The organism is Providencia sp. PROV255 (assembly GCF_028478065.1).
In the GTDB taxonomy this organism is placed as follows: Bacteria; Pseudomonadota; Gammaproteobacteria; order Enterobacterales; family Enterobacteriaceae; genus Providencia; species Providencia rettgeri.
In genome coordinates, this window is sequence record NZ_JAMPMI010000003.1 from 350,698 (window position 1) to 369,929 (window position 19,232).

At 41.3% G+C, this 19,232-nt stretch carries 20 protein-coding genes and 2 tRNA genes; 5 read left to right on the forward strand and 17 right to left on the reverse strand.

The features are described from left to right. Positions 1 to 14: 14 nt before the first annotated feature. The 8 genes from rimP to rlmE all read right to left on the reverse strand — a co-directional run bounded on the left by rimP (position 15) and on the right by rlmE (position 6,558). A complete protein-coding gene (rimP, locus tag PR725_RS03040; protein WP_004907471.1) occupies positions 15 to 467 on the reverse strand; it encodes a ribosome maturation factor RimP in 453 nt (150 codons plus the stop codon). Between the two features lie 252 nt (positions 468 to 719). Continuing rightward, positions 720 to 796 (reverse strand) — tRNA-Met (locus PR725_RS03045). 59 nt (positions 797 to 855) lie between these two features. After that, a tRNA-Leu gene (locus PR725_RS03050) sits at positions 856 to 945 on the reverse strand. Positions 946 to 1,060: 115 nt separating this feature from the next. After that, positions 1,061 to 1,405, reverse strand: coding sequence for a preprotein translocase subunit SecG (gene secG / locus PR725_RS03055; RefSeq protein ID WP_004905902.1), 345 nt, complete (start codon positions 1,403 to 1,405; stop codon positions 1,061 to 1,063). Between the two features lie 220 nt (positions 1,406 to 1,625). Then, positions 1,626 to 2,963 (reverse strand): phosphoglucosamine mutase, encoded by a 1,338-nt coding sequence (glmM, locus tag PR725_RS03060; RefSeq protein WP_004907470.1) that lies wholly within the window; start codon positions 2,961 to 2,963, stop codon positions 1,626 to 1,628. Between the two features lie 4 nt (positions 2,964 to 2,967). After that, positions 2,968 to 3,804, reverse strand: a complete 837-nt coding sequence (gene folP / locus PR725_RS03065; protein WP_004907467.1) for a dihydropteroate synthase — start codon at positions 3,802 to 3,804, stop codon at positions 2,968 to 2,970. A gap of 66 nt (positions 3,805 to 3,870) precedes the next feature. After that, positions 3,871 to 5,880, reverse strand: a complete 2,010-nt coding sequence (ftsH, locus tag PR725_RS03070; protein WP_004907466.1) for an ATP-dependent zinc metalloprotease FtsH — start codon at positions 5,878 to 5,880, stop codon at positions 3,871 to 3,873. 48 nt (positions 5,881 to 5,928) lie between these two features. Continuing rightward, positions 5,929 to 6,558 carry a 23S rRNA (uridine(2552)-2'-O)-methyltransferase RlmE gene (gene rlmE, locus PR725_RS03075; protein ID WP_004905912.1) on the reverse strand — a complete coding sequence of 210 codons (630 nt, stop codon included), beginning with the start codon at positions 6,556 to 6,558 and terminating at the stop codon, positions 5,929 to 5,931. A gap of 135 nt (positions 6,559 to 6,693) precedes the next feature. Between rlmE and yhbY the strand changes: the two genes are divergently transcribed. After that, entirely contained in the window at positions 6,694 to 6,987 is a 294-nt protein-coding gene (gene yhbY / locus PR725_RS03080; RefSeq protein ID WP_004905914.1) for a ribosome assembly RNA-binding protein YhbY, read from the forward strand. Between the two features lie 118 nt (positions 6,988 to 7,105). On the opposite strand, the gene greA is transcribed toward yhbY, so the two are convergent. Next, the gene (gene greA / locus PR725_RS03085) at positions 7,106 to 7,582 is read right to left on the reverse strand and encodes a transcription elongation factor GreA (RefSeq protein WP_004907463.1); all 477 of its coding nucleotides are present in this window, start codon (positions 7,580 to 7,582) and stop codon (positions 7,106 to 7,108) included. Between the two features lie 246 nt (positions 7,583 to 7,828). Here greA and dacB point away from each other — a divergent pair, with 246 nt between their 5' ends. After that, complete coding sequence (gene dacB, locus PR725_RS03090) at positions 7,829 to 9,277, forward strand: serine-type D-Ala-D-Ala carboxypeptidase (protein WP_164529235.1); 1,449 nt, start codon at positions 7,829 to 7,831, stop codon at positions 9,275 to 9,277. Between the two features lie 60 nt (positions 9,278 to 9,337). Here dacB and cgtA read toward each other — a convergent pair whose 3' ends face one another. The 3 genes from cgtA to rplU form a co-directional block, all read right to left on the reverse strand. Then, complete coding sequence (gene cgtA / locus PR725_RS03095) at positions 9,338 to 10,513, reverse strand: Obg family GTPase CgtA (protein WP_004907460.1); 1,176 nt, start codon at positions 10,511 to 10,513, stop codon at positions 9,338 to 9,340. 165 nt (positions 10,514 to 10,678) lie between these two features. Further along, positions 10,679 to 10,936, reverse strand: a complete 258-nt coding sequence (rpmA, locus tag PR725_RS03100) for a 50S ribosomal protein L27 (protein ID WP_004905922.1) — start codon at positions 10,934 to 10,936, stop codon at positions 10,679 to 10,681. A 19-nt stretch (positions 10,937 to 10,955) separates the two neighbouring features. Further along, positions 10,956 to 11,264 carry a 50S ribosomal protein L21 gene (gene rplU / locus PR725_RS03105; RefSeq protein WP_004905925.1) on the reverse strand — a complete coding sequence of 103 codons (309 nt, stop codon included), beginning with the start codon at positions 11,262 to 11,264 and terminating at the stop codon, positions 10,956 to 10,958. Positions 11,265 to 11,598: 334 nt separating this feature from the next. Between rplU and ispB the strand changes: the two genes are divergently transcribed. Then, the gene (ispB, locus tag PR725_RS03110; RefSeq protein WP_004907459.1) at positions 11,599 to 12,570 is read left to right on the forward strand and encodes an octaprenyl diphosphate synthase; all 972 of its coding nucleotides are present in this window, start codon (positions 11,599 to 11,601) and stop codon (positions 12,568 to 12,570) included. Positions 12,571 to 12,610: 40 nt separating this feature from the next. Here ispB and PR725_RS03115 read toward each other — a convergent pair whose 3' ends face one another. Together PR725_RS03115 and PR725_RS03120 are read right to left on the reverse strand one after the other, a co-directional pair. After that, the gene (locus PR725_RS03115) at positions 12,611 to 12,973 is read right to left on the reverse strand and encodes a DNA-binding protein (protein ID WP_004907457.1); all 363 of its coding nucleotides are present in this window, start codon (positions 12,971 to 12,973) and stop codon (positions 12,611 to 12,613) included. Positions 12,974 to 13,104: 131 nt separating this feature from the next. Continuing rightward, a complete protein-coding gene (locus tag PR725_RS03120; RefSeq protein WP_109912123.1) occupies positions 13,105 to 13,452 on the reverse strand; it encodes a DNA-binding protein in 348 nt (115 codons plus the stop codon). 516 nt (positions 13,453 to 13,968) lie between these two features. On the opposite strand from PR725_RS03120, the gene PR725_RS03125 reads away from it, so the two are divergent. Beyond that, positions 13,969 to 14,241 carry a helix-turn-helix domain-containing protein gene (locus PR725_RS03125; protein WP_004907453.1) on the forward strand — a complete coding sequence of 91 codons (273 nt, stop codon included), beginning with the start codon at positions 13,969 to 13,971 and terminating at the stop codon, positions 14,239 to 14,241. A 93-nt stretch (positions 14,242 to 14,334) separates the two neighbouring features. Here PR725_RS03125 and metC read toward each other — a convergent pair whose 3' ends face one another. Together metC and PR725_RS03135 are read right to left on the reverse strand one after the other, a co-directional pair. Beyond that, a complete protein-coding gene (gene metC / locus PR725_RS03130; RefSeq protein WP_110731587.1) occupies positions 14,335 to 15,507 on the reverse strand; it encodes a cystathionine beta-lyase in 1,173 nt (390 codons plus the stop codon). A 25-nt stretch (positions 15,508 to 15,532) separates the two neighbouring features. Further along, a complete protein-coding gene (locus PR725_RS03135) occupies positions 15,533 to 16,720 on the reverse strand; it encodes an amino acid permease (RefSeq protein ID WP_227024203.1) in 1,188 nt (395 codons plus the stop codon). A gap of 260 nt (positions 16,721 to 16,980) precedes the next feature. On the opposite strand from PR725_RS03135, the gene PR725_RS03140 reads away from it, so the two are divergent. Next, positions 16,981 to 17,955 (forward strand): LysR family transcriptional regulator, encoded by a 975-nt coding sequence (locus PR725_RS03140; RefSeq protein ID WP_004905935.1) that lies wholly within the window; start codon positions 16,981 to 16,983, stop codon positions 17,953 to 17,955. A 72-nt stretch (positions 17,956 to 18,027) separates the two neighbouring features. On the opposite strand, the gene mdh is transcribed toward PR725_RS03140, so the two are convergent. Further along, positions 18,028 to 18,966: a malate dehydrogenase gene (mdh, locus tag PR725_RS03145; RefSeq protein WP_004905937.1), complete on the reverse strand. Its 939-nt coding sequence runs from the start codon at positions 18,964 to 18,966 to the stop codon at positions 18,028 to 18,030. Positions 18,967 to 19,232: the final 266 nt, after the last annotated feature.

Below are 19,232 nucleotides of genomic sequence, written 5' to 3' on the forward strand. Positions count from 1 at the left end.
CTCATTGAACTTTATTAAAAGTGGGGTACCAAGTTAGCTTTCTGGATGTTGCCGAGGGCGAACACCTCATCCTTACCATCTACAGTAACCGTAATCATTTCACCGTCTATGGCCTTAATAACGCCTTGCCACCTACGGCGGTTCTGCATTGCTATACGCAAAGTCAATGCCACCTCTTCACCCATAAAACGCTCGTAATGCGCAATAGTGAATAATGGACGCTCAAGCCCTGGTGACGATATTTCCAGGTTATAAATGACAGAAATTGGATCTTCAACGTCCAATACTGCACTGACCTGATGGCTGACATCAGCACAATCATCAACAGTGATGCCTTCTTCACTATCGATGAAGACACGCAGTGTCGATGTGCGACCACGGATAAACTCTAAGCCAACAAATTCAAAGCCTAGCGCCTCCACCGGTGCTGAAATCATCTCTGTTAATTTCTGTTCTAATGTGGACAAGCCCACCCCCAGACATAAAAAAAGGGCTATAAAAGCCCAGTTAATTCGATTGTCAAATAACAAAAAACCCCGAAATTCGGGGCTTTATGCAACTGGACCCTGTAGTGCACGGGTTCACCATATTCTTATTATACCTGTAAAATCTAGAGAAATCGATGAGAAATTTTGAGAGCTGTTAGATAACTGCACTTGATTGCTACACCGGATAACTACTATAGACTAAGATACTGACAAGGTATATTGAATAAGAAATGGTTGCGGGAGCCGGATTTGAACCGACGACCTTCGGGTTATGAGCCCGACGAGCTACCAAGCTGCTCCATCCCGCGTTCGAAAACGTGTCATATTCTACACAGATAACCTGCAAATCACAAGCTATCTAAAATAATGGTGCCGAGGACGGGACTTGAACCCGTACGCCCGTTTTGTAGGCACTACCACCTCAAGGTAGCGTGTATACCAATTTCACCACCTCGGCACTGAGGCGAGGTTATCAATAGTTAATCAATAACCTCAAATTTTAACTTCTCACTCATCGCTGAGCTTACTACTTAATGATGGCATTAGTTGCCTTCATTCGGAATCTTTCACACTTAACGAGGGATATCGCTCGTTGGTGTAGCTGGTGCTGCCGGAACGTCTGTTGGTTGCTCGACTTTTGTAGGTTCACTAATGTTTTCCCACTTACTACCACTACCAGTTCCGTACTTGTTAGCAGTCATATTGCCAAGTATCAAACTGATGATGAAAAACACAGCAGCCAAGATTCCAGTCATACGGGTCATGAAGTTACCTGAGCCCGATGAACCAAACAGTGTTGCAGAAGCGCCCGCACCGAATGAAGCTCCCATGTCAGCACCTTTACCTTGCTGTAACATAATCAGACCAATAAGCCCGATAGCCGCTAGCAAGAAAATAATTAAAAGAGCTACATACATTTGAGTTACCTATTCAGTTGCGGTGCATAGCCTAATGCTATGACCTTTATCACTGCACACCTACTCATTTCGACCGTGAAAGAATACTCTTACGGGATTGAGCAGGTGCGAATACTAACCAAAGCTGAGCCGACAAGCAAGTCTATTTTGATTCCATTTGATTATTTGCAGAAAAAAACAACAAATCATCAAAATATCGCTCAGCTTCACCCATAATAACTTAGCCCGCTGCTTTTACAGCATCCGCAATATAGTTTGCCATTGCAGTCACATCAGCTTCATTTTCACCTTCAACCATGACACGGATTAACGGCTCTGTTCCTGATTTTCTCAGTAATACACGGCCTTTTCCTGCCAATTGTTTTTCAACTTCTTCGTTCGCTGCAACCACCGCATCACTTTGTAGTGGATCGTGTTGGCCTTTGAAACGGACATTGACTAACACTTGAGGTAATAATTTCATACCACTGCATAAGTCATGTAAGCTCATATGGTTACGTACCATAGCACTTAATACCTGCAAGCCTGCAACAATCCCGTCACCAGTAGTCGTTTTATCCAATAAAATCACGTGGCCTGAGTTTTCAGCCCCCATGCGCCAACCTTTTTCCTGTAATTTTTCGAGGACATAGCGGTCGCCCACTTTTGCACGCTCAAAAGGAATTCCTAGCTGTTTCAGAGCGATTTCTAATCCCATATTACTCATTAGTGTTCCGACTACGCCGCCTTTTAGCTGGCCTTGACGTAGCGCTTCACGAGCAATAATAAAGAGGATTTGGTCACCATCGACTTTTTCACCGAGGTGGTCAACCATGATAATGCGGTCGCCATCACCATCAAATGCCAAGCCAACGTGTGCTTTTTCTTCCAGTACTTTTTGTTGCAATTGACGCACATCCGTTGCACCACATTCTTCATTGATGTTGATCCCATTAGGATCACAACCGATAGTGATAACCTCAGCCCCTAATTCACGAAACACATTTGGTGCGATGTGATAAGTCGCCCCGTTAGCACAGTCAATCACTATTTTTAAACTTGCTAGGCTTTGTTCGTTCGGGAACGTACCTTTACAAAATTCAATATAACGGCCCGCAGCATCGACAATACGGTTTGCACGGCCTAATTCTGCTGATTCAACGCATGTGATCGGCTTTTCCATTTCAGCTTCAATAGCTTCTTCGACTTCATCAGGCAATTTGGTTCCATCAATTGAGAAGAATTTAATCCCATTGTCATAATATGGGTTATGAGATGCTGAAATGACAATCCCCGCTTCTGCGCGGAAAGTACGTGTTAAATAAGCGACCGCAGGGGTTGGCATTGGGCCAGTGAAAGATGCGGATAAACCTGCAGCAGCTAAGCCAGCTTCTAGCGAGGATTCCAACATATAACCAGAAATACGCGTATCTTTACCAATAATAATTTTACGAGAACCATGACGTGCGAGAACTTTTCCTGCCGCCCAACCTAATTTTAAAACAAAATCAGGGGTAATTGGGCTATCGCCCACTTTGCCACGAATACCATCAGTACCAAAATATTTACGGTCGCTCATACGCTTATTTTTCCTTTTCTGACAGAGTCATCTGTACCACTTGCATCGCTTGCACGGTTTCTTTGACATCATGAACTCGAATGATGTGTGCTCCTTGCATCGCAGCAATCACTGCGCAAGTTAGGCTGCCTGCGAGACGTTCTTGTGGTGGAACATTTAATAATTGTCCAATCATAGATTTACGTGACATCCCTGCCAATAGCGGTAGTCCGAAATTATGAAATTGCTCTAAGTTTGCCAATAACTGGTAATTATGCGACAAGTTCTTACCAAAACCAAAGCCTGGATCAAGGATAATTTGCTGTCTCTCTATCCCTGCAGTCACGCATCGGGTGATTTCAGCGTCAAGATAGTCTTTTACTTCACGCACCACGTTTTCATAATTTGGTGCTTCTTGCATCGTTCTTGGCTGGCCTTGCATATGCATAATGCAAACGGGTAAACCTGTTTTCGCAGCAACTTCTAATGCACCTGGCTCATGGAGCGAACGAATGTCATTGATAATATGCATGCCTGCGTTTGCAGCTTCGGCCATGACTTTCGCTTTCGAAGTATCAACTGAAATCCACACATCAAAACGCTGTGCTATCGCTTCAACAATGGGAATAACTCGGTCAAGTTCCTCATTCACAGAGACTTCAGCGGCGCCAGGACGGGTCGATTCGCCACCAATATCAATGATAGCCGCGCCGTGTTGAACCATTTTTGCCACATGCTCAAGCGCATCATGATAACGATTATGAGTGCCACCATCTGAAAATGAATCAGGAGTGACATTCAAAATCCCCATCACCTTTGGTGTGGATAAGTCAAGAACACTGCCTCTCGCTTTGATTTGCATTGTTATTTTTCCTTAACGAAAAAAACCCCAGCGAACTGGGGTCTTAGTATTTTATTTCACGACCGCTTATTGTGGTTTGCTGTCGTTATTATCTGATGGTTTTGATTCATCAGTATTATTACTATTATCGGTATTACTTGGTTCTTCAGCACTGTTATTAGGTTCTTCAGATTGAGGTTTTTCGGCTGTTTTTGCTACATTTGCCGCACCTTTACCAAATGTTCCCGTCACATTACTGACTTTTTTATCTTCATCCCAACCCGCTGGTTCACGAACTGGACGACGATTCATTAAATCATCAATCATTGGCATATCGATAGTTTCATATTTCAGTAATGCATCTTTCGTTGCATGTAGAATATCGATATTGTCTTCCAGTGTTTTGTAAGCCAGTTGGTAACAGTGGTCTAAAATTTTCTTAATTTCTTCATCAACAATACGTGCTGTTTCATCAGAAATTCCAGAACCATTACCTGAAGAACGACCTAAGAACGCTGGACCTTCTTCTTTCGAGTATTGCATTGGGCCTAAACGGTCTGAGAAGCCCCATTGCGTTACCATGTTACGTGCCGTATTAGTTGCAAACTGAATATCTGAAGATGCTCCCGTCGTTACTTTATCGCGACCGTAAATCAGTTCTTCAGCAATACGCCCCGCATAGGCTGTCGCAATCATACCTTCGAGTTTCAAGCGACTACGGCTAACTTCATCACCTTCCGGTAAGAAGAAGGCCACACCCAGTGCTTGACCACGTGGAACAATTGTGACTTTGTGAACAGGGTCATGCTCTGGCATTAAATGACCGATAATCATATGACCACCTTCATGGTAAGCCGTTGATTCTTTTTGCTCTTCGGTCATCATCAGAGAACGACGCTCTGCACCCATCCAAATTTTGTCACGCGCTTTTTCGAATTCAACCATGGAAACGACACGCATGTTTGCACGTGCGGCAAACAACGCGGCTTCGTTAACCAAGTTTGCCAATTCAGCACCCGAGAAGCCAGGTGTTGCACGAGCAAGAATGAAAGTATCTACGCTTGGATCGATAGGAACACGACGCATATGTACTTTCAGAATTTGTTCACGGCCACGAACGTCTGGTAAGCCAACAACTACCTGACGGTCAAAACGACCTGGACGTAATAAAGCAGGGTCAAGTACGTCAGCACGGTTAGTTGCTGCGATAACAATAATACCCTCATTACCTTCAAAACCGTCCATTTCAACTAGCATTTGGTTCAGTGTTTGCTCACGCTCATCGTGACCACCACCAAGACCGGCACCACGTTGACGACCTACTGCGTCAATCTCATCGATAAAGATGATACAAGGCGCTGCTTTTTTCGCTTGTTCGAACATATCACGAACACGAGAAGCCCCCACACCCACAAACATTTCCACGAAGTCTGAACCGGAAATAGTGAAGAATGGGACTTTTGCCTCACCAGCGATAGCTTTTGCCAGTAATGTTTTACCTGTTCCTGGAGGCCCTACCATCAGGACGCCTTTTGGAATTTTACCGCCAAGTTTTTGGAAACGAGCAGGTTCACGCAGAAACTCTACGATTTCGCCTACTTCTTCTTTGGCTTCATCACACCCAGCAACGTCTGCAAATGTTGTTTTGATCTGATCTTCTGTCAGCATGCGGGCTTTACTTTTGCCAAATGACATCGCCCCCTTGCCGCCACCGCCTTGCATCTGGCGCATGAAGAAAATCCAGACACCAATCAACAGAAGCATTGGGAACCAGGAAATAAAAATAGATGTCAGTAAGCTAGGTTCTTCTGGTGGTTCACCAACAACCGTCACATGCTTATTCAGCAAAGTGTCTAACAGCTTCTCATCCTGCATAGGAAGATAAGTTGTATAGCGGCTATTATCAGCCTTTCTGACGTTCAGTTCACGACCGGTGATACGAACTTCACGCACCTGATCCTGGGCTAACTCATTGATAAACGTAGAATAATCGACTCTGCGACTATTCGAATCGCTTGGGCCAAAACTCTGGAACAAGGACATCAGAACAACTGCGATGACTAACCAGAGAATCAGGTTTTTCGCCATGTCACTCAAGGGATTAACCTCATATTACAACTGTGTTAACAAATAACGCTCAGGGTACTATAGTTTTAGCCCTGTCGCTACAATGTATACTTCACGTGACCGTGCCCGCGAAGATTCGGGTTTACGAACTTTTACTTTCGTAAACAGGGAGCGGATATCCCTAAGGTAATCGTCAAAGCCTTCTCCCTGAAACACTTTAACAATGAAACTCCCCCCAGGCGCCAATACAGCACGGCACATATCCAATGCTAATTCAACTAGATACATAGAGCGAGGAATATCAACCGCTGGTGTCCCACTCATATTTGGCGCCATGTCAGACATGACCACCTGTACTTTTTTGTCGCCAACGCGTTCTAACAAAGCGGCGAGAACGGCTTCATCGCGAAAATCCCCTTGTAGGAAATCAACGCCAACGATTGGGTCCATCGGCAATAAGTCACAAGCAATAACCCGCCCATTATGACCTATTTGGCTAACAACGTATTGCGACCAACCACCAGGGGCTGCTCCTAAATCAACAACGGTCATACCTGGTTTAAAAATTTTATCACCTTGCTGGATTTCTTCCAGCTTAAACCATGCACGTGAGCGTAGCCCTTTTTTTTGTGCTTGCTGAACATATTTATCACTAAAATGCTCTTGCAACCAGCGACTTGAGCTTGCCGAACGTTTTTTATTGGCCATTGTGCTTTCCAACTATACTAAAAGAACTTCACCTAACTTGCTGCTTCTTTACCATCAAAAAGATATAATTGATGGTGATAGATATCAGATGGCGGTAGAATAAGCCATTTTCAATACTAACCAAGCAAAAAATCAATGAATCTTAATAAAAAACAAATTCAGCACCTAAAAAGTCTCGCTCACCATTTAAACCCTGTTGTTATGATCGGCAACAATGGTTTAACCGAAGGTGTTTTGGCTGAGATTGAACTCTCATTAGCGCATCATGAGCTTATCAAAGTCAAGATCGCAGGCGAAGACCGTGATACTAAAAATTTGATCGCTGATGCGATTGTTCGCGAAACTGGTGCAGTAAATGTACAAATCATCGGTAAAATTCTTGTTATCTACCGTCCTTCGGCAGACCGCAAAATCATTTTACCTAAATAATTTCCCATCATTTATATAAAAATGCCATTGAAAGCATGTTTTATATGATGAAAAAGGCCGCCTGCGGCCTTTTTCTTTAAATCAGGGAAATAATATAACCAATTCAGGGAAATAGGAATCAGATATACTCAACTTTAAGAATTTCGAACTCAACATCGCCACCTGGGGTTTTAATTGAGACCACGTCATCAACTTCTTTACCCACTAAACCACGTGCTATCGGGGAGTTAACAGAAATCAGATTGATCTTAATATCTGCTTCGTCATCACCAACGATACGATACGTTAGCTCTTCATCGGTATCAACATTCAGTACTGTCACAGTTGCGCCAAAGATAACGCGACCATTATTGACCATTTTAGTTACATCGATCACTTGAGCGTGAGAAAGCTTACCTTCGATTTCTTGAATACGGCCCTCACAGAAACCTTGTTGCTCACGTGCTGCATGATATTCTGCATTTTCTTTTAAGTCACCGTGCTCACGCGCTTCTGCAATAGATGCAATAATTTCTGGGCGACGGACAGATTTAAGGAATTCAAGCTCTTCTCTTAGCTTATCCGCACCAAGTACCGTCATCGGGATCTGTTTCATTAATAAATACCTCGGTTCAATCCTATCTAAAAACAAGTATCTTCCTGATTTTGTAACAACAGTACACCGAACACCTACGTAAAACCGGGGGGTGTTCTAGTAAAAAAACGCAATCAGACTTATGTACTCATTTATCTTATCATAATGTACGCTATTTTAACTGAGACTTAATAACGGGTCACCGTTTACTTTCTTGGGCATTACACTTTAGTATGTATTATATGTCCACCCTAATGCGTGAAATATATGTCATTATTAACTTTAACCAGAAAATGGATCATCTCTTTAGGAATTACCTTAGCCAGTACGCAAGTTTTTGCGATTCCTATTGATGAGTACAAACAATATTTACCTGATGGCACTAACCTTGCTCTGGTCGCGCAAAAAGTGGGAAGTAGCACCCCATTAATTGATTATAATGCACAGCAAATGGCATTACCTGCAAGTACACAAAAGGTTGTGACCGCTCTTGCTGCCCTATTACAACTGGGGCCTGATTACCGTTTTGTCACCAATTTTGAAACTGATGCAAAACTTAGCAACAACACATTGACTGGCGATTTAGTGATCCGCTTCAGTGGTGACCCAACACTAACCCGTCAACAAATTCGCAATATGGCTAATGCGTTAAAGCAGCTTGGGATCCATAAGGTTGATGGCGATCTCGTCGTTGATATTTCTGCTTTTACTAGCCATGACAAAGCGCCTGGTTGGGTTTGGAATGATATGACCCAATGTTTTAGTGCGCCACCTGCAGCTGCTATCATTGACCGCAACTGTTTTTCAGTTTCTCTTTATCCCGCAGAAAAAGCAGGTGACTATGCCTTCATTAAGGCGGCTAGTTTTTACCCTGTCAATATGTTCAGCGAAGTCAAAACATTAGCTAAAGGCTCCCCTGAAGCACGCTATTGCGAACTTGACGTCGTTCCTGGTGAACTAAACCGCTATACCCTGACAGGTTGTTTAACCCAACGCAGCGAGCCCTTACCACTTGCCTTTGCGGTGCAAAACGGAGCGAGTTACTCAGGGGCGATTGTCAAAAATGAGTTAACCACTGCGGGTATTGAGCTCAACGGCCATGTGAAAAAGCGCACATTCCCAGCGCCTCAATCACAAGTGTTAGTCAAAACTGAATCTAAACCACTGCATGACTTGTTAAAAGTGATGCTAAAAAAATCCGATAATATGATAGCAGACACTGTTTTTCGTACTATCGGTCGAGAATATTATGGCGTCCCAGGTACTTGGCGATCAGGATCCGATGCGGTAAGACAAGTACTGAAGCAAAAAGCGGGGATCGATCTTGGCAATACTGTGATGGTTGATGGTTCAGGACTGTCTCGCCACAATTTGATCACGCCTGCAACAATGATGGAGATCTTGCAATTTATCGCAAAAAACGATCAACAGCTCGATTTTATCTCCATGCTTCCACTTGCAGGTCATGATGGTACATTGCGTTATCGTGGCGGCTTTGATGAAGCTGGTGTAAATGGTAAAGTTTCCGCCAAAACGGGGGCATTGCAAGGGGTCTATAATCTCGCAGGTTTTATCACAACTGCCAGTGGCCAGCGTGTTGCTTTTGTGCAGTTTATCTCTGCTTATGCAGTACCGCAAAACCAGCAACGTACTCGTCGAGTACCATTAGTACGGTTTGAAAGCCGTTTGTATAAAGATCTGTATCAGAAAAACTGATCATACGTGATTTAGATATTAAAAAGGCGCTTTCGCGCCTTTTTATATTTCTAAGATAAACTATTTTTGATAAATGATTTCGACACCTTCGTCGTCATCTTCATCCCAATCGTCATCCCAGTCATCATCAAAATCTTCAGTACCAGAAAGTTGTTCCTTATGATAATCATCCCACATGAATTCAACTTTTTCAGGTTGCTGTGCATCTTCAGTTGTTGCCATATCACGTGGTTGAGTATTCATAAATTCCATGATATCCCAACAAAGTGCTTTCACACCTTCATGGTTAACCGCTGAAATCATGTAGAATTTATCTTCCCAGCCCATCGCTTTAGCAATTTCTGCCGCACGCTGTGCTGATTCCTCTTCACCTAAGATATCAATTTTATTGAAGACTAACCAACGTGGTTTTGCTGCCAGTTTTTCACTGTATTTTTCTAACTCACTGATGATGATCTTCGCATTTTCGACAGGATCAGACTCATCAATAGGGCAAATGTCAATCAAGTGAAGTAAGACACGACAGCGCTCTAAGTGTTTCAGGAATTGGATCCCAAGGCCTGCACCTTCTGCTGCGCCTTCGATCAATCCTGGAATATCGGCAACCACAAAGCTTTGCTCGTTATCCATACGCACGACACCCAAGCTTGGGACTAAAGTGGTAAATGGATAATCAGCGACTTTTGGTTTTGCTGCTGATACAGAACGGATAAATGTTGATTTACCTGCATTTGGCATACCAAGCATGCCCACATCTGCTAACAGCATCAATTCTAACAGTATTTCGCGGGTTTCACCTTTAGTCCCCATAGTACGTTGACGTGGAGCGCGATTTACTGAAGATTTAAAACGAGTATTCCCAAGCCCATGGAAACCGCCTTTAGCGACCATATGACGTTGATCATGACGTGTCATATCACAAAGTACTTCGTTGGTCCCTAAATCGCGTACACGCGTTCCTACAGGTACTTTTACAGTGATGTCTTGACCACGTTTACCTGTACATTCACGGCTTTGGCCATTTTGGCCACGTTCTGCACGAAATGATTTTTCAAAACGATAGTCGATTAGCGTGTTGAGGTTTTCGTCTGCTTGTAAGTAAACGTCCCCACCATCGCCACCGTCACCACCGTCCGGTCCCCCTTTAGGGATGTATTTTTCACGGCGGAAGCTGACACAACCATTGCCACCATCTCCTGCCACGACCAATATTTTGGCTTCATCTACAAATTTCATAATTCTTTCTCCGCTTCTGAGCCGCATAACGCTGGATGGCTGTTCTACTCAGAGATGGTGTATCTTTAATACGTGTGTAGTTCATTAAAGATCAAATATCTGAATATAAAAAGCCCCGCAAAAGGTTTTTGCAGGGCTTTAATTCTGAATTAAAGGTCAGAAAACTTATTCAGCTTCGATGCTGATAAATTTACGATTGTTTGGACCTTTAACTTCAAATTTAACTTTACCGTCCGCTAATGCGAACAGAGTGTGGTCACGGCCACAACCTACGTTGTTACCTGCGTGGAACTTAGTACCACGTTGACGAACGATGATGCTACCTGCTAATACAGCTTCACCACCAAAACGTTTAACACCTAAACGTTTTGCTTCTGAGTCACGACCGTTACGAGTCGAACCACCAGCCTTTTTGTGTGCCATTAATCTGCTCTCCTAAATCTTAAGCGATGACAGTGATCTTAACATCAGTGAACCACTGACGATGACCCTGTTGTTTACGGCTATGTTTACGACGACGGAACTTGACGATTTTAACTTTTTCGCCACGACCGTGTGCAACCACTTCCGCTTTCACTTTAACGCCTTCAACGACAGGAGCGCCGATTTGGATCTCATCGCCATTAGCAACCATCAGAACTTGATCAAATTCAACAGTTTCACCTGTTGCGATGTCCAGCTTTTCTAGGCGGACAGTTTGACCTTCGCTAACTCGGTGTTGTTTACCACCACTTTGGAAAACCGCGTACATATTAACTCCGCTTTCCGCGTACCCGCTAAATATTTCAATTCCAGAGTACGCTATAAAATATTCACAATAGGGCGCGAATTCTACGCAAAAAAGCAGCAGAACACAAGCCAATAATGCGGTTAGATGACAAAAAATACGACTTTTTTCTCAATAACCGTTTTTGAGCATTGATTTCGTCCCTATTCACTCAATTGTTACTTATTTAAACATTTTTTGCATCACACCTGATAATCTTATAATTAATAATGTTATGCTAGAAAGATAACTGTTCTATCGGTCTCCCATTTTTTTATTTCGGGAATGAACCAAAAACTAATAATATGAATAAATTACGATGAATTTAGAATCTATTATTGAACTGACAACTGAGGATATGTCAGCGGTAAACGAAGCCATCCTCAGTCAATTGAATTCAGATGTTACACTAATTAACCAGCTTGGTTATTACATAGTCAGTGGTGGCGGTAAAAGGATCCGGCCAATGATCGCAATACTTGCAGGTCGATCCTTAGGCTATTCGGGTCATAAACATACCCAAGTTGCTGCATTGATCGAGTTCATTCATACAGCAACATTGCTGCATGATGACGTCGTTGATGAATCTGATATGCGTCGTGGAAAGCAAACTGCAAATGCTGTTTTTGGTAATGCCGCGAGTGTCTTAGTAGGTGATTTTATTTACACTCGATCATTCCAGATGATGACGGATCTTGATTCAATGCGAGTGCTAAAACTAATGTCTGAAGCGACGAATGTGATCGCTGAAGGCGAAGTTTTACAGTTGATGAACTGCAACGATCCTAACATTACTGAAGAAAACTACATGCAAGTGATCTACAGTAAAACCGCACGTCTGTTTGAAGCAGCGGCTCATGCATCTGCGATTTTAGCCAATGCAACACCAGTGCAAGAAAAAGCACTACAAGATTATGGTCGTTATATTGGTACCGCTTTCCAGTTAATTGATGATCTCCTCGATTATGATGCAGACAACGCTCAACTGGGAAAAAACACGGGTGATGACTTAGATGAAGGTAAGCCTACACTTCCCCTACTTCACGCGATGCAAAATGGTAACGAAGAAGAATCAGCATTGATCCGCCAAGCCATTGAACAAGGTAATGGACGCCATCTGTTAGATACTGTTCTTGCAACCATGAAACGTTGTGGTTCTCTTGAATATACTTATGAAAGAGCCCAAGAAGAAGCACAAAAAGCGATTGATGCCTTACATGTCATTGAAGATTCAATTTATAAAGATGCATTGATCGGCTTAGCTTATATCGCAATCCAACGCCATTCTTAGTCACTAAAAAAGATAAAGCGGATCAAGAAAAGGGGAAACGCTATTTTTCCCCTTTGTCTTCTTCATCAATTTGAGCAAGCAGTGATGACAGACCATAACGCAGGATGTATTTCACTATTTTATTGCGCTCAGGCTCAGTCAGTTGGTAATACGCTTCCGACCAGATTTGCAATGCATCGGTTCTTTGGCTTTGATAAGTTACCGAAGGCTCATGCAGGCTAAGCTGCCCTTGGATTTCCCCCGGTAAGCTTTCAAAGTAATACTCAACAGCCTTACCCTGTACCCCTCTTTTACGGCGGTTTTTCCAGCCTTCTCGTCTTGCCATTAGGTTAATTCCCTGGGGTGATGTAGGGAGCCCTTCTAACCCTGCTAATTCTTTGGCAGTGAACCACAATTTTTTCATTTTCACTTCACGCTTATATTATGAAACCCGCTGTTGCAGCTTTGCTAAAATGTCATCAGTTAAAAAAATTTTTAAATTCAATATAATATTATTTTTATATATTAATTATTTACACCTTAAGTAATTGTAAATTATTTATTATTAATTAAATTAATTAGCGCTAATGCCCCTTCACGCATAATAAATGTCAGGATAATGTCTCTCTCCTCATTGGAAAGCTGGTTATAAGCTTCCTGCCAAATAAAGGCATTATCATTTCTTTTTACTTGATAAGGTGGTGAAGTTTCGTTAGCAAACTGACCTTCAAAAATATCGATAGGTAAAGAACTAATATGGTATTCCAATGCTTTGCCTTGAATACCCCGCCTTTTGCGGTTTAACCAGTTTTCACGCCTTGCCATTGCATTAATACCTTGAGTTGTCATGGGAAGCCCTTGTAACCCAACCAACTCTTTTGCCGTTAGCCATTCCTTGTACATGCTGACCCTCCTAGTCATGATGACAATTTAATTTTCAGTTGTTGAAAACTATCTATATTTTCTCAAAACCTTATTGACTCATTCGTTTTATTTATACCTATAAATAATAATATACAAATTATATTTGTTATTAGCATTCTAATTTCTTTTAATAACAGATAATTAAATAATTTACTTGCTAATAATTTAACTAATTTTATTAACTAATCTAGATATATTACTCGTACAAGTAAAAAGTAGCATTAAATACGCTATTCTTGTCCCTAACTAGAAAGAGTTAGTTTTAACATCAAAGTTTTATCCTAATTCACAGTTATTCATTCTGACTTTCTATTTAATTTCATAAAAACCACGATAGTTTCATAAAATGAATTTTTAAGAAAAAATCAGAAATTATTTTGGGAAATTTCTGTTATTTTATTTCCAATAACTAAACGGATGTACTGAATGTATCATAATTTTCGGTTACTCGTACCACTAACTCTACATGATTCTAAGTGAAAAAAGGACTAAAAAATGATTTTACGGAAGTCGGACTGGCACCCTGCAGACATCATTGCAGCTTTACGTAAACGTGGAACTACACTTGCCGCAATTTCACGCGAGGCAGGGTTAAGCTCTTCAACGTTAGCAAATGCACTATCACGTCCTTGGCCTAAAGGGGAATGGATCATTGCAAATTTCTTAGCGATCCACCCTGCTGAAATTTGGCCAAGTCGTTATTACGATCCAATTACAGGGGATTTATTAGAAAGAAAAGTCAGAGTAAAAACACCAGTGGAAGATTAAAAACTGAATGAAATAAATTATAAGGCCGTGAATAATAAATTAATTTATTCACGGCGTTATCTTTTGATGGCAAATCAATAAAAACAGCTTTGTTTACTTCATTCGCGCGAAACCATCAGCAAGGTCTTGTTTTAAATCATCTAAATTTTCTAAGCCAATCTGCAAGCGCAATGTCGGCCCTCCAGGATTCCAATTAGTCACAGTTCGATATTCAGCACAGTTAAATGGAATAATTAAGCTTTCAAATCCCCCCCATGAATACCCCATACCAAAAATTGATAAACCATCCAGCATTCTTGCAATATCTGTTTGGGTATATTTAGGATCAAGTACAATGGAAAATAGCCCCGATGAACCTGTGAAATCCCGCTTCCAAATTTCATGGCCTGGGCAATCCGCAAACGCAGGGTGCAAAATACGAATCACTTCGGTGCGTTCTTGCAGCCAATGTGCAATATTTAAAGCTCTTTCTTGGGCTTCTTTTAAACGAATAGGTAAGGTTCGCAAACCACGTAACGCAAGAAAACAGTCCTCTGCTCCCGGCAGCATGGCCATGTAATCATAAGTTTCACGTAATTTCGGCCACCACGCTTGGTTTGCTGAGACAACTCCCATTAGCAAATCAGAATGGCCACCTAAATATTTAGTACCCGCCTCCAGCGAGATATCACAACCCAGTTCATGAGCTTTAAAAAATAGAGGTGTCGCCCATGTATTATCAATAATCGTCGCAATATTATGGCGCTTTGCAACCTCAACAATTGCAGGAACATCCTGAATTTCGAAACTTTGAGAACCCGGGGATTCTAAAAAAATTGTGCTGGTATTTGGCGTTACTAGTTTTTCAATATCAGCACCAATCATCGGATCATAATAGGTCGTGATGATCCCCATTTTATCCAACAAACCATGGCAAAATTTACGTGTTGGCCGATAAACACTATCAGGCATTAATAAATGGTCACCTGTTTTCAAGGTTGTCAGCAATGCCAATACAATCGCGCCTAAACCAGATGGTGAAAGCACCGTACCTTCAGCTCCAGCAAGAGCAGACCAAGCTTGCTCCAATTGCTTAATTGTTGGCGTGCCCGCTGTGCCATAATTAAATTCCGCCCTATCATTAATTAAAGCATCAACCGTTGGAAATACGACCGTTGAGCCACGATAAATGGGGGCATTTACAAACCCAGCTTGCTTAGCGGGGTCTCTCCCTAACTGGGTAACTTGTGTATCAACATGAAATTCAGATACCGCTTTTTTCTTCATGAGATCCTCTCAACAACATTATTATTTATTCGAAAAATTTAAAGAATGGAGATAGGCATAACAACACACCAAAGAAAATGATGAACCACACTGTTGGGCCTTTAAATTTGTGTAATGCAGGGACTTTGTAAACTAGATAGCAAGGAATTAAACAAGAAACGATACCAAATAATGGGCCACCAAGTTGCATAAAAAATAGAATTGAGAACCGTGTTGAAACCCAAAACCACAGTGCAATGATAACGCCTAAGCATACCCCATAATGTAGCACTGTTTGGTTGATACGTTCTTCAGGAATAAATCGACTCAGTAAATTGACTACGATGCCTTTTATCGCTTCTTGGAAGCCTAAATAAATGCCTAAGAATGCCGTCAAGATAGCAAAAATATTGAGTAATGCGGTCATTACTTTTACAACGGCACCGGGTATCACTTGCGCAGCAATCGCTAATGCTGAAATATTTTGTTCAAAAGCCGATACCGCTTGCTCATGGCTAATTGAAAAAGTAAAAGAAAAAGCAAAAAACAAGACTGCAACAGCGAGAATAATATATGCAACACGGTTAGCGCGTATTGCACGGTATGTCGCAATGCGTTTATCACTTTCTATTTTACGATACGCAATATTCATAGGACTCAATATTTGCACAAATAATATAGAAAATAGGGTAAATGGGAGTGTTAAAAAAACATCCCGCATAAATGGGAGAAAATCAGGAAAAGCCGTGATATTCGCAAAATTCCAATATGGCACCATCACTATACCAAGCAGTACGATAATGCCAAATTTTACAATAACCATTGGACCAGAGACTTTAAACAGTAACCGCTCCCCTTGTGCAGCAATGGCGACTAATACCGAAATAATAATCAGCCCATACCAAACAGAATCAGATAATAGCCCTTCCGTTAATCCAAACGTTTTAATGTAGGAAGCGCTATCGAAGGTGACCGCCAGCGAGTAAGAAAACATCCCGTGCAATAACATCAAGAAATAGGCAATTCCTAATGCTATCCCCCAGTTTTTCCCCAAATATTGTGTAATAACACTCGCGTAATCATTACATTCTTCAGATTCTGATAATGTTCTTAGATATAAATTTTGTAGCCAATAAATTGCTGGATAAGAAAGCATTGTCGCTGCAATAAAGACCCAAATACCTTTGATACCAATTTGCACAGGCATAAAAACAATTCCTGAACCAATTGCCATGCCAATGCACAAAATAACCCAACCAACATCATATTTTGTAAAGGGGATCTTTTTCGTATTAATCGGATTATCTGCACTTGCCTGAATACTATTAGACATAGTCTATTCCTCAACGTTATAGATTTAATTATTAAAAAAGTTAGGAACAACATTATTGTGTAGGAACTAGGTTTCTTTTTAAAACTGGTGTGGCATGAGTAAACTGCGATAAATTCACAATTATAGTATGCTGGAATAAACGGGTTTAATAGGGCATGACAATGCTAATAAATAAAAACACTTTTGCGTTTAAAGCAAAAATTGACAGCTACGCGATTTTTCGGCATTTAGAGTTATTCATTAAAATCGTCGAGTGCAATAGCTTCAGCCTTGCCGCCAAGAAGCTGAATGTAACACCATCGTCAGTTAGTCGAGGTCTTCAACAACTCGAAGATCAGTTGGGGGTTGTACTCCTAAAGCGCACAACGCGAAATTTTATTTTAACGGATGCAGGGCGCTATTTATTGCAACGATCGCAAAACTTATTGGCCGATCTCGATGACTCATTGGTCAATACCGCCAGCTTCTATCAACATGCTCAAGGGCAATTAAAAATTACCTGTTCTATTGCATTTGGAGTCTGTCATTTAATGCAAATATACAGTGAATACCGAGAAACCAATCCGAAAGTGAGTTTGTCTGTTGACCTTAATGATGAGCTCATTAATTTAAATGAAGTCGATTTTGATATTGCGTTACGAATTACCAGCCATCCCCCCGAAAACTTTGCGTTACGAAAAATTTGTAATATTAATTGGGTATACTGTGGGAGCCGTACTTATTTCGAACGATATGGTATTCCTCAATCTCCTGCCGATATTGCATCACACAATTGTTTAATTAACCCAAATATTCCTGACACTTGGCGCATGACAGATAAAGACGGTAGCGCATATCCTCTAGAAATTAATAATATGATTGAGGTAAATAGTAGCTTAGGGTTATTAGAGGCGGCTCGCTGCCATCAAGGTATCGTTTGTTTACCAACTTATATGCTAGGCAATTATATTGAAAATGGGGAATTGCTCCCTGTTTTATTGGATTATGACCCTAAATCCACTCCATTTGCCCTATATGCCTTATACCACCCAGCCCACACTCACTCACCTAAAATCAGGACATTTATTGATTTTTTAGTAGAGAAAATACCATCAGATCCGCATTGGGACCATTGGATGCGGCAGCATGCTTCATGATGACTTACCAATAAAAAAGGTTGAGTTCAAAACGAAACTCAACCTTTTACTATTAGGAAAAATTAATTGGCATTAGCCATTAATGAATTTTTCACCTAATTCGATATCTGCTTTTAATACATCTAGCATATCTTTCAGTGCTTTTTCTTCAAATGCACTTAATTTACCGATTGGTAAATGCTTTTCGATACCGTTTTTGCCTAAAACAACAGGTTGTGCGAAGAAGCGAGCATGTTCACCATCACCTTCGGTGTAAACACATTCAACCACATTGCTTTCGCCTTGGAGACCACGAATTAAAGATAAACCTAAACGTGCAGCTGCTTGGCCCATAGATAAAGTTGCAGACCCGCCACCCGCTTTCGCTTCAACGACTTCTGTACCTGCATTTTGAATACGTTTAGTTAACGCAGCAACTTCCTCGTCAGTGAAGCTAACACCTTCAATTTGAGATAACAGAGGCAGAATGGTCACACCAGAGTGGCCGCCGATCACAGGCACTTCAAGATCATTAACATTTTTGCCTTTTAATTCAGCAACAAACGTATTAGAACGAATGATATCTAATGTCGTCACACCGAATAAACGGTTTTTATCATAGACGCCTGCTTTTTTCAGGACTTCTGCAGCGATAGCAACGGTGGTATTCACTGGGTTAGTGATAATACCAATCAATGCTTTAGGGCAAGTTTCAGCAATTTGTTGGATCAGGTTACGGACAATACCCGCATTGATGTTAAATAAGTCAGAACGGTCCATACCTGGTTTACGAGCAACACCCGCAGAAATAAGGACAATGTCAGCACCTTTCAATGCAGGTTTTGCATCTTCGCCAGCAAAACCTGTCACTTTAACATCAGTAGGGATATGGCTTAAGTCAGCAGCAACACCTGGAGTGACTGGTGCGATGTCGTAGAGGGAGAGTTCTGAACCTGCTGGGAGCTGGTTTTTGAGAAGAAGGGCGAGAGCCTGACCGATACCACCTGCTGCACCTAGGACTGCAACTTTCATTCTGAAACTCCTTAATTTGTACTTTAAAAAGATATCACTTTATTTGTTATACACTTAACACATTACGTATAAAAAACAATTTGTTAACAGATAGAGAGAGAGTTTAACGCAAGAGAACTTGTTTAATAATTGCCAGTATTCTAAACAAATTCCTTATCTGTTAATGAGATAACGGGCACTTTTTTAACAAATAGTTTTTCTAGCTATTGCATTTCGCACAATAAGTTGTTTTTAGTGTATATTATTCAATCAAAAACATTTTTATT

Excerpts from the sequence above, each read along its gene's own strand:
- secG (WP_004905902.1), bottom strand. The coding sequence starts at position 1,405 with ATGTATGTAGCTCTTTTAATTATTTTCTTGCTAGCGGCTATCGGGCTT.
- glmM (WP_004907470.1), bottom strand. The coding sequence starts at position 2,963 with ATGAGCGACCGTAAATATTTTGGTACTGATGGTATTCGTGGCAAAGTG.
- folP (WP_004907467.1), bottom strand. The coding sequence starts at position 3,804 with ATGCAAATCAAAGCGAGAGGCAGTGTTCTTGACTTATCCACACCAAAG.
- rlmE (WP_004905912.1), bottom strand. The coding sequence starts at position 6,558 with ATGGCCAATAAAAAACGTTCGGCAAGCTCAAGTCGCTGGTTGCAAGAG.
- yhbY (WP_004905914.1), top strand. The coding sequence starts at position 6,694 with ATGAATCTTAATAAAAAACAAATTCAGCACCTAAAAAGTCTCGCTCAC.
- greA (WP_004907463.1), bottom strand. The coding sequence starts at position 7,582 with ATGAAACAGATCCCGATGACGGTACTTGGTGCGGATAAGCTAAGAGAA.
- dacB (WP_164529235.1), top strand. The coding sequence starts at position 7,829 with ATGTCATTATTAACTTTAACCAGAAAATGGATCATCTCTTTAGGAATT.
- cgtA (WP_004907460.1), bottom strand. The coding sequence starts at position 10,513 with ATGAAATTTGTAGATGAAGCCAAAATATTGGTCGTGGCAGGAGATGGT.
- rpmA (WP_004905922.1), bottom strand. The coding sequence starts at position 10,936 with ATGGCACACAAAAAGGCTGGTGGTTCGACTCGTAACGGTCGTGACTCA.
- rplU (WP_004905925.1), bottom strand. The coding sequence starts at position 11,264 with ATGTACGCGGTTTTCCAAAGTGGTGGTAAACAACACCGAGTTAGCGAA.
- ispB (WP_004907459.1), top strand. The coding sequence starts at position 11,599 with ATGAATTTAGAATCTATTATTGAACTGACAACTGAGGATATGTCAGCG.
- PR725_RS03115 (WP_004907457.1), bottom strand. The coding sequence starts at position 12,973 with ATGAAAAAATTGTGGTTCACTGCCAAAGAATTAGCAGGGTTAGAAGGG.
- PR725_RS03120 (WP_109912123.1), bottom strand. The coding sequence starts at position 13,452 with ATGTACAAGGAATGGCTAACGGCAAAAGAGTTGGTTGGGTTACAAGGG.
- PR725_RS03125 (WP_004907453.1), top strand. The coding sequence starts at position 13,969 with ATGATTTTACGGAAGTCGGACTGGCACCCTGCAGACATCATTGCAGCT.
- metC (WP_110731587.1), bottom strand. The coding sequence starts at position 15,507 with ATGAAGAAAAAAGCGGTATCTGAATTTCATGTTGATACACAAGTTACC.
- PR725_RS03135 (WP_227024203.1), bottom strand. The coding sequence starts at position 16,720 with ATGGCAATTGGTTCAGGAATTGTTTTTATGCCTGTGCAAATTGGTATC.
- PR725_RS03140 (WP_004905935.1), top strand. The coding sequence starts at position 16,981 with ATGCTAATAAATAAAAACACTTTTGCGTTTAAAGCAAAAATTGACAGC.
- mdh (WP_004905937.1), bottom strand. The coding sequence starts at position 18,966 with ATGAAAGTTGCAGTCCTAGGTGCAGCAGGTGGTATCGGTCAGGCTCTC.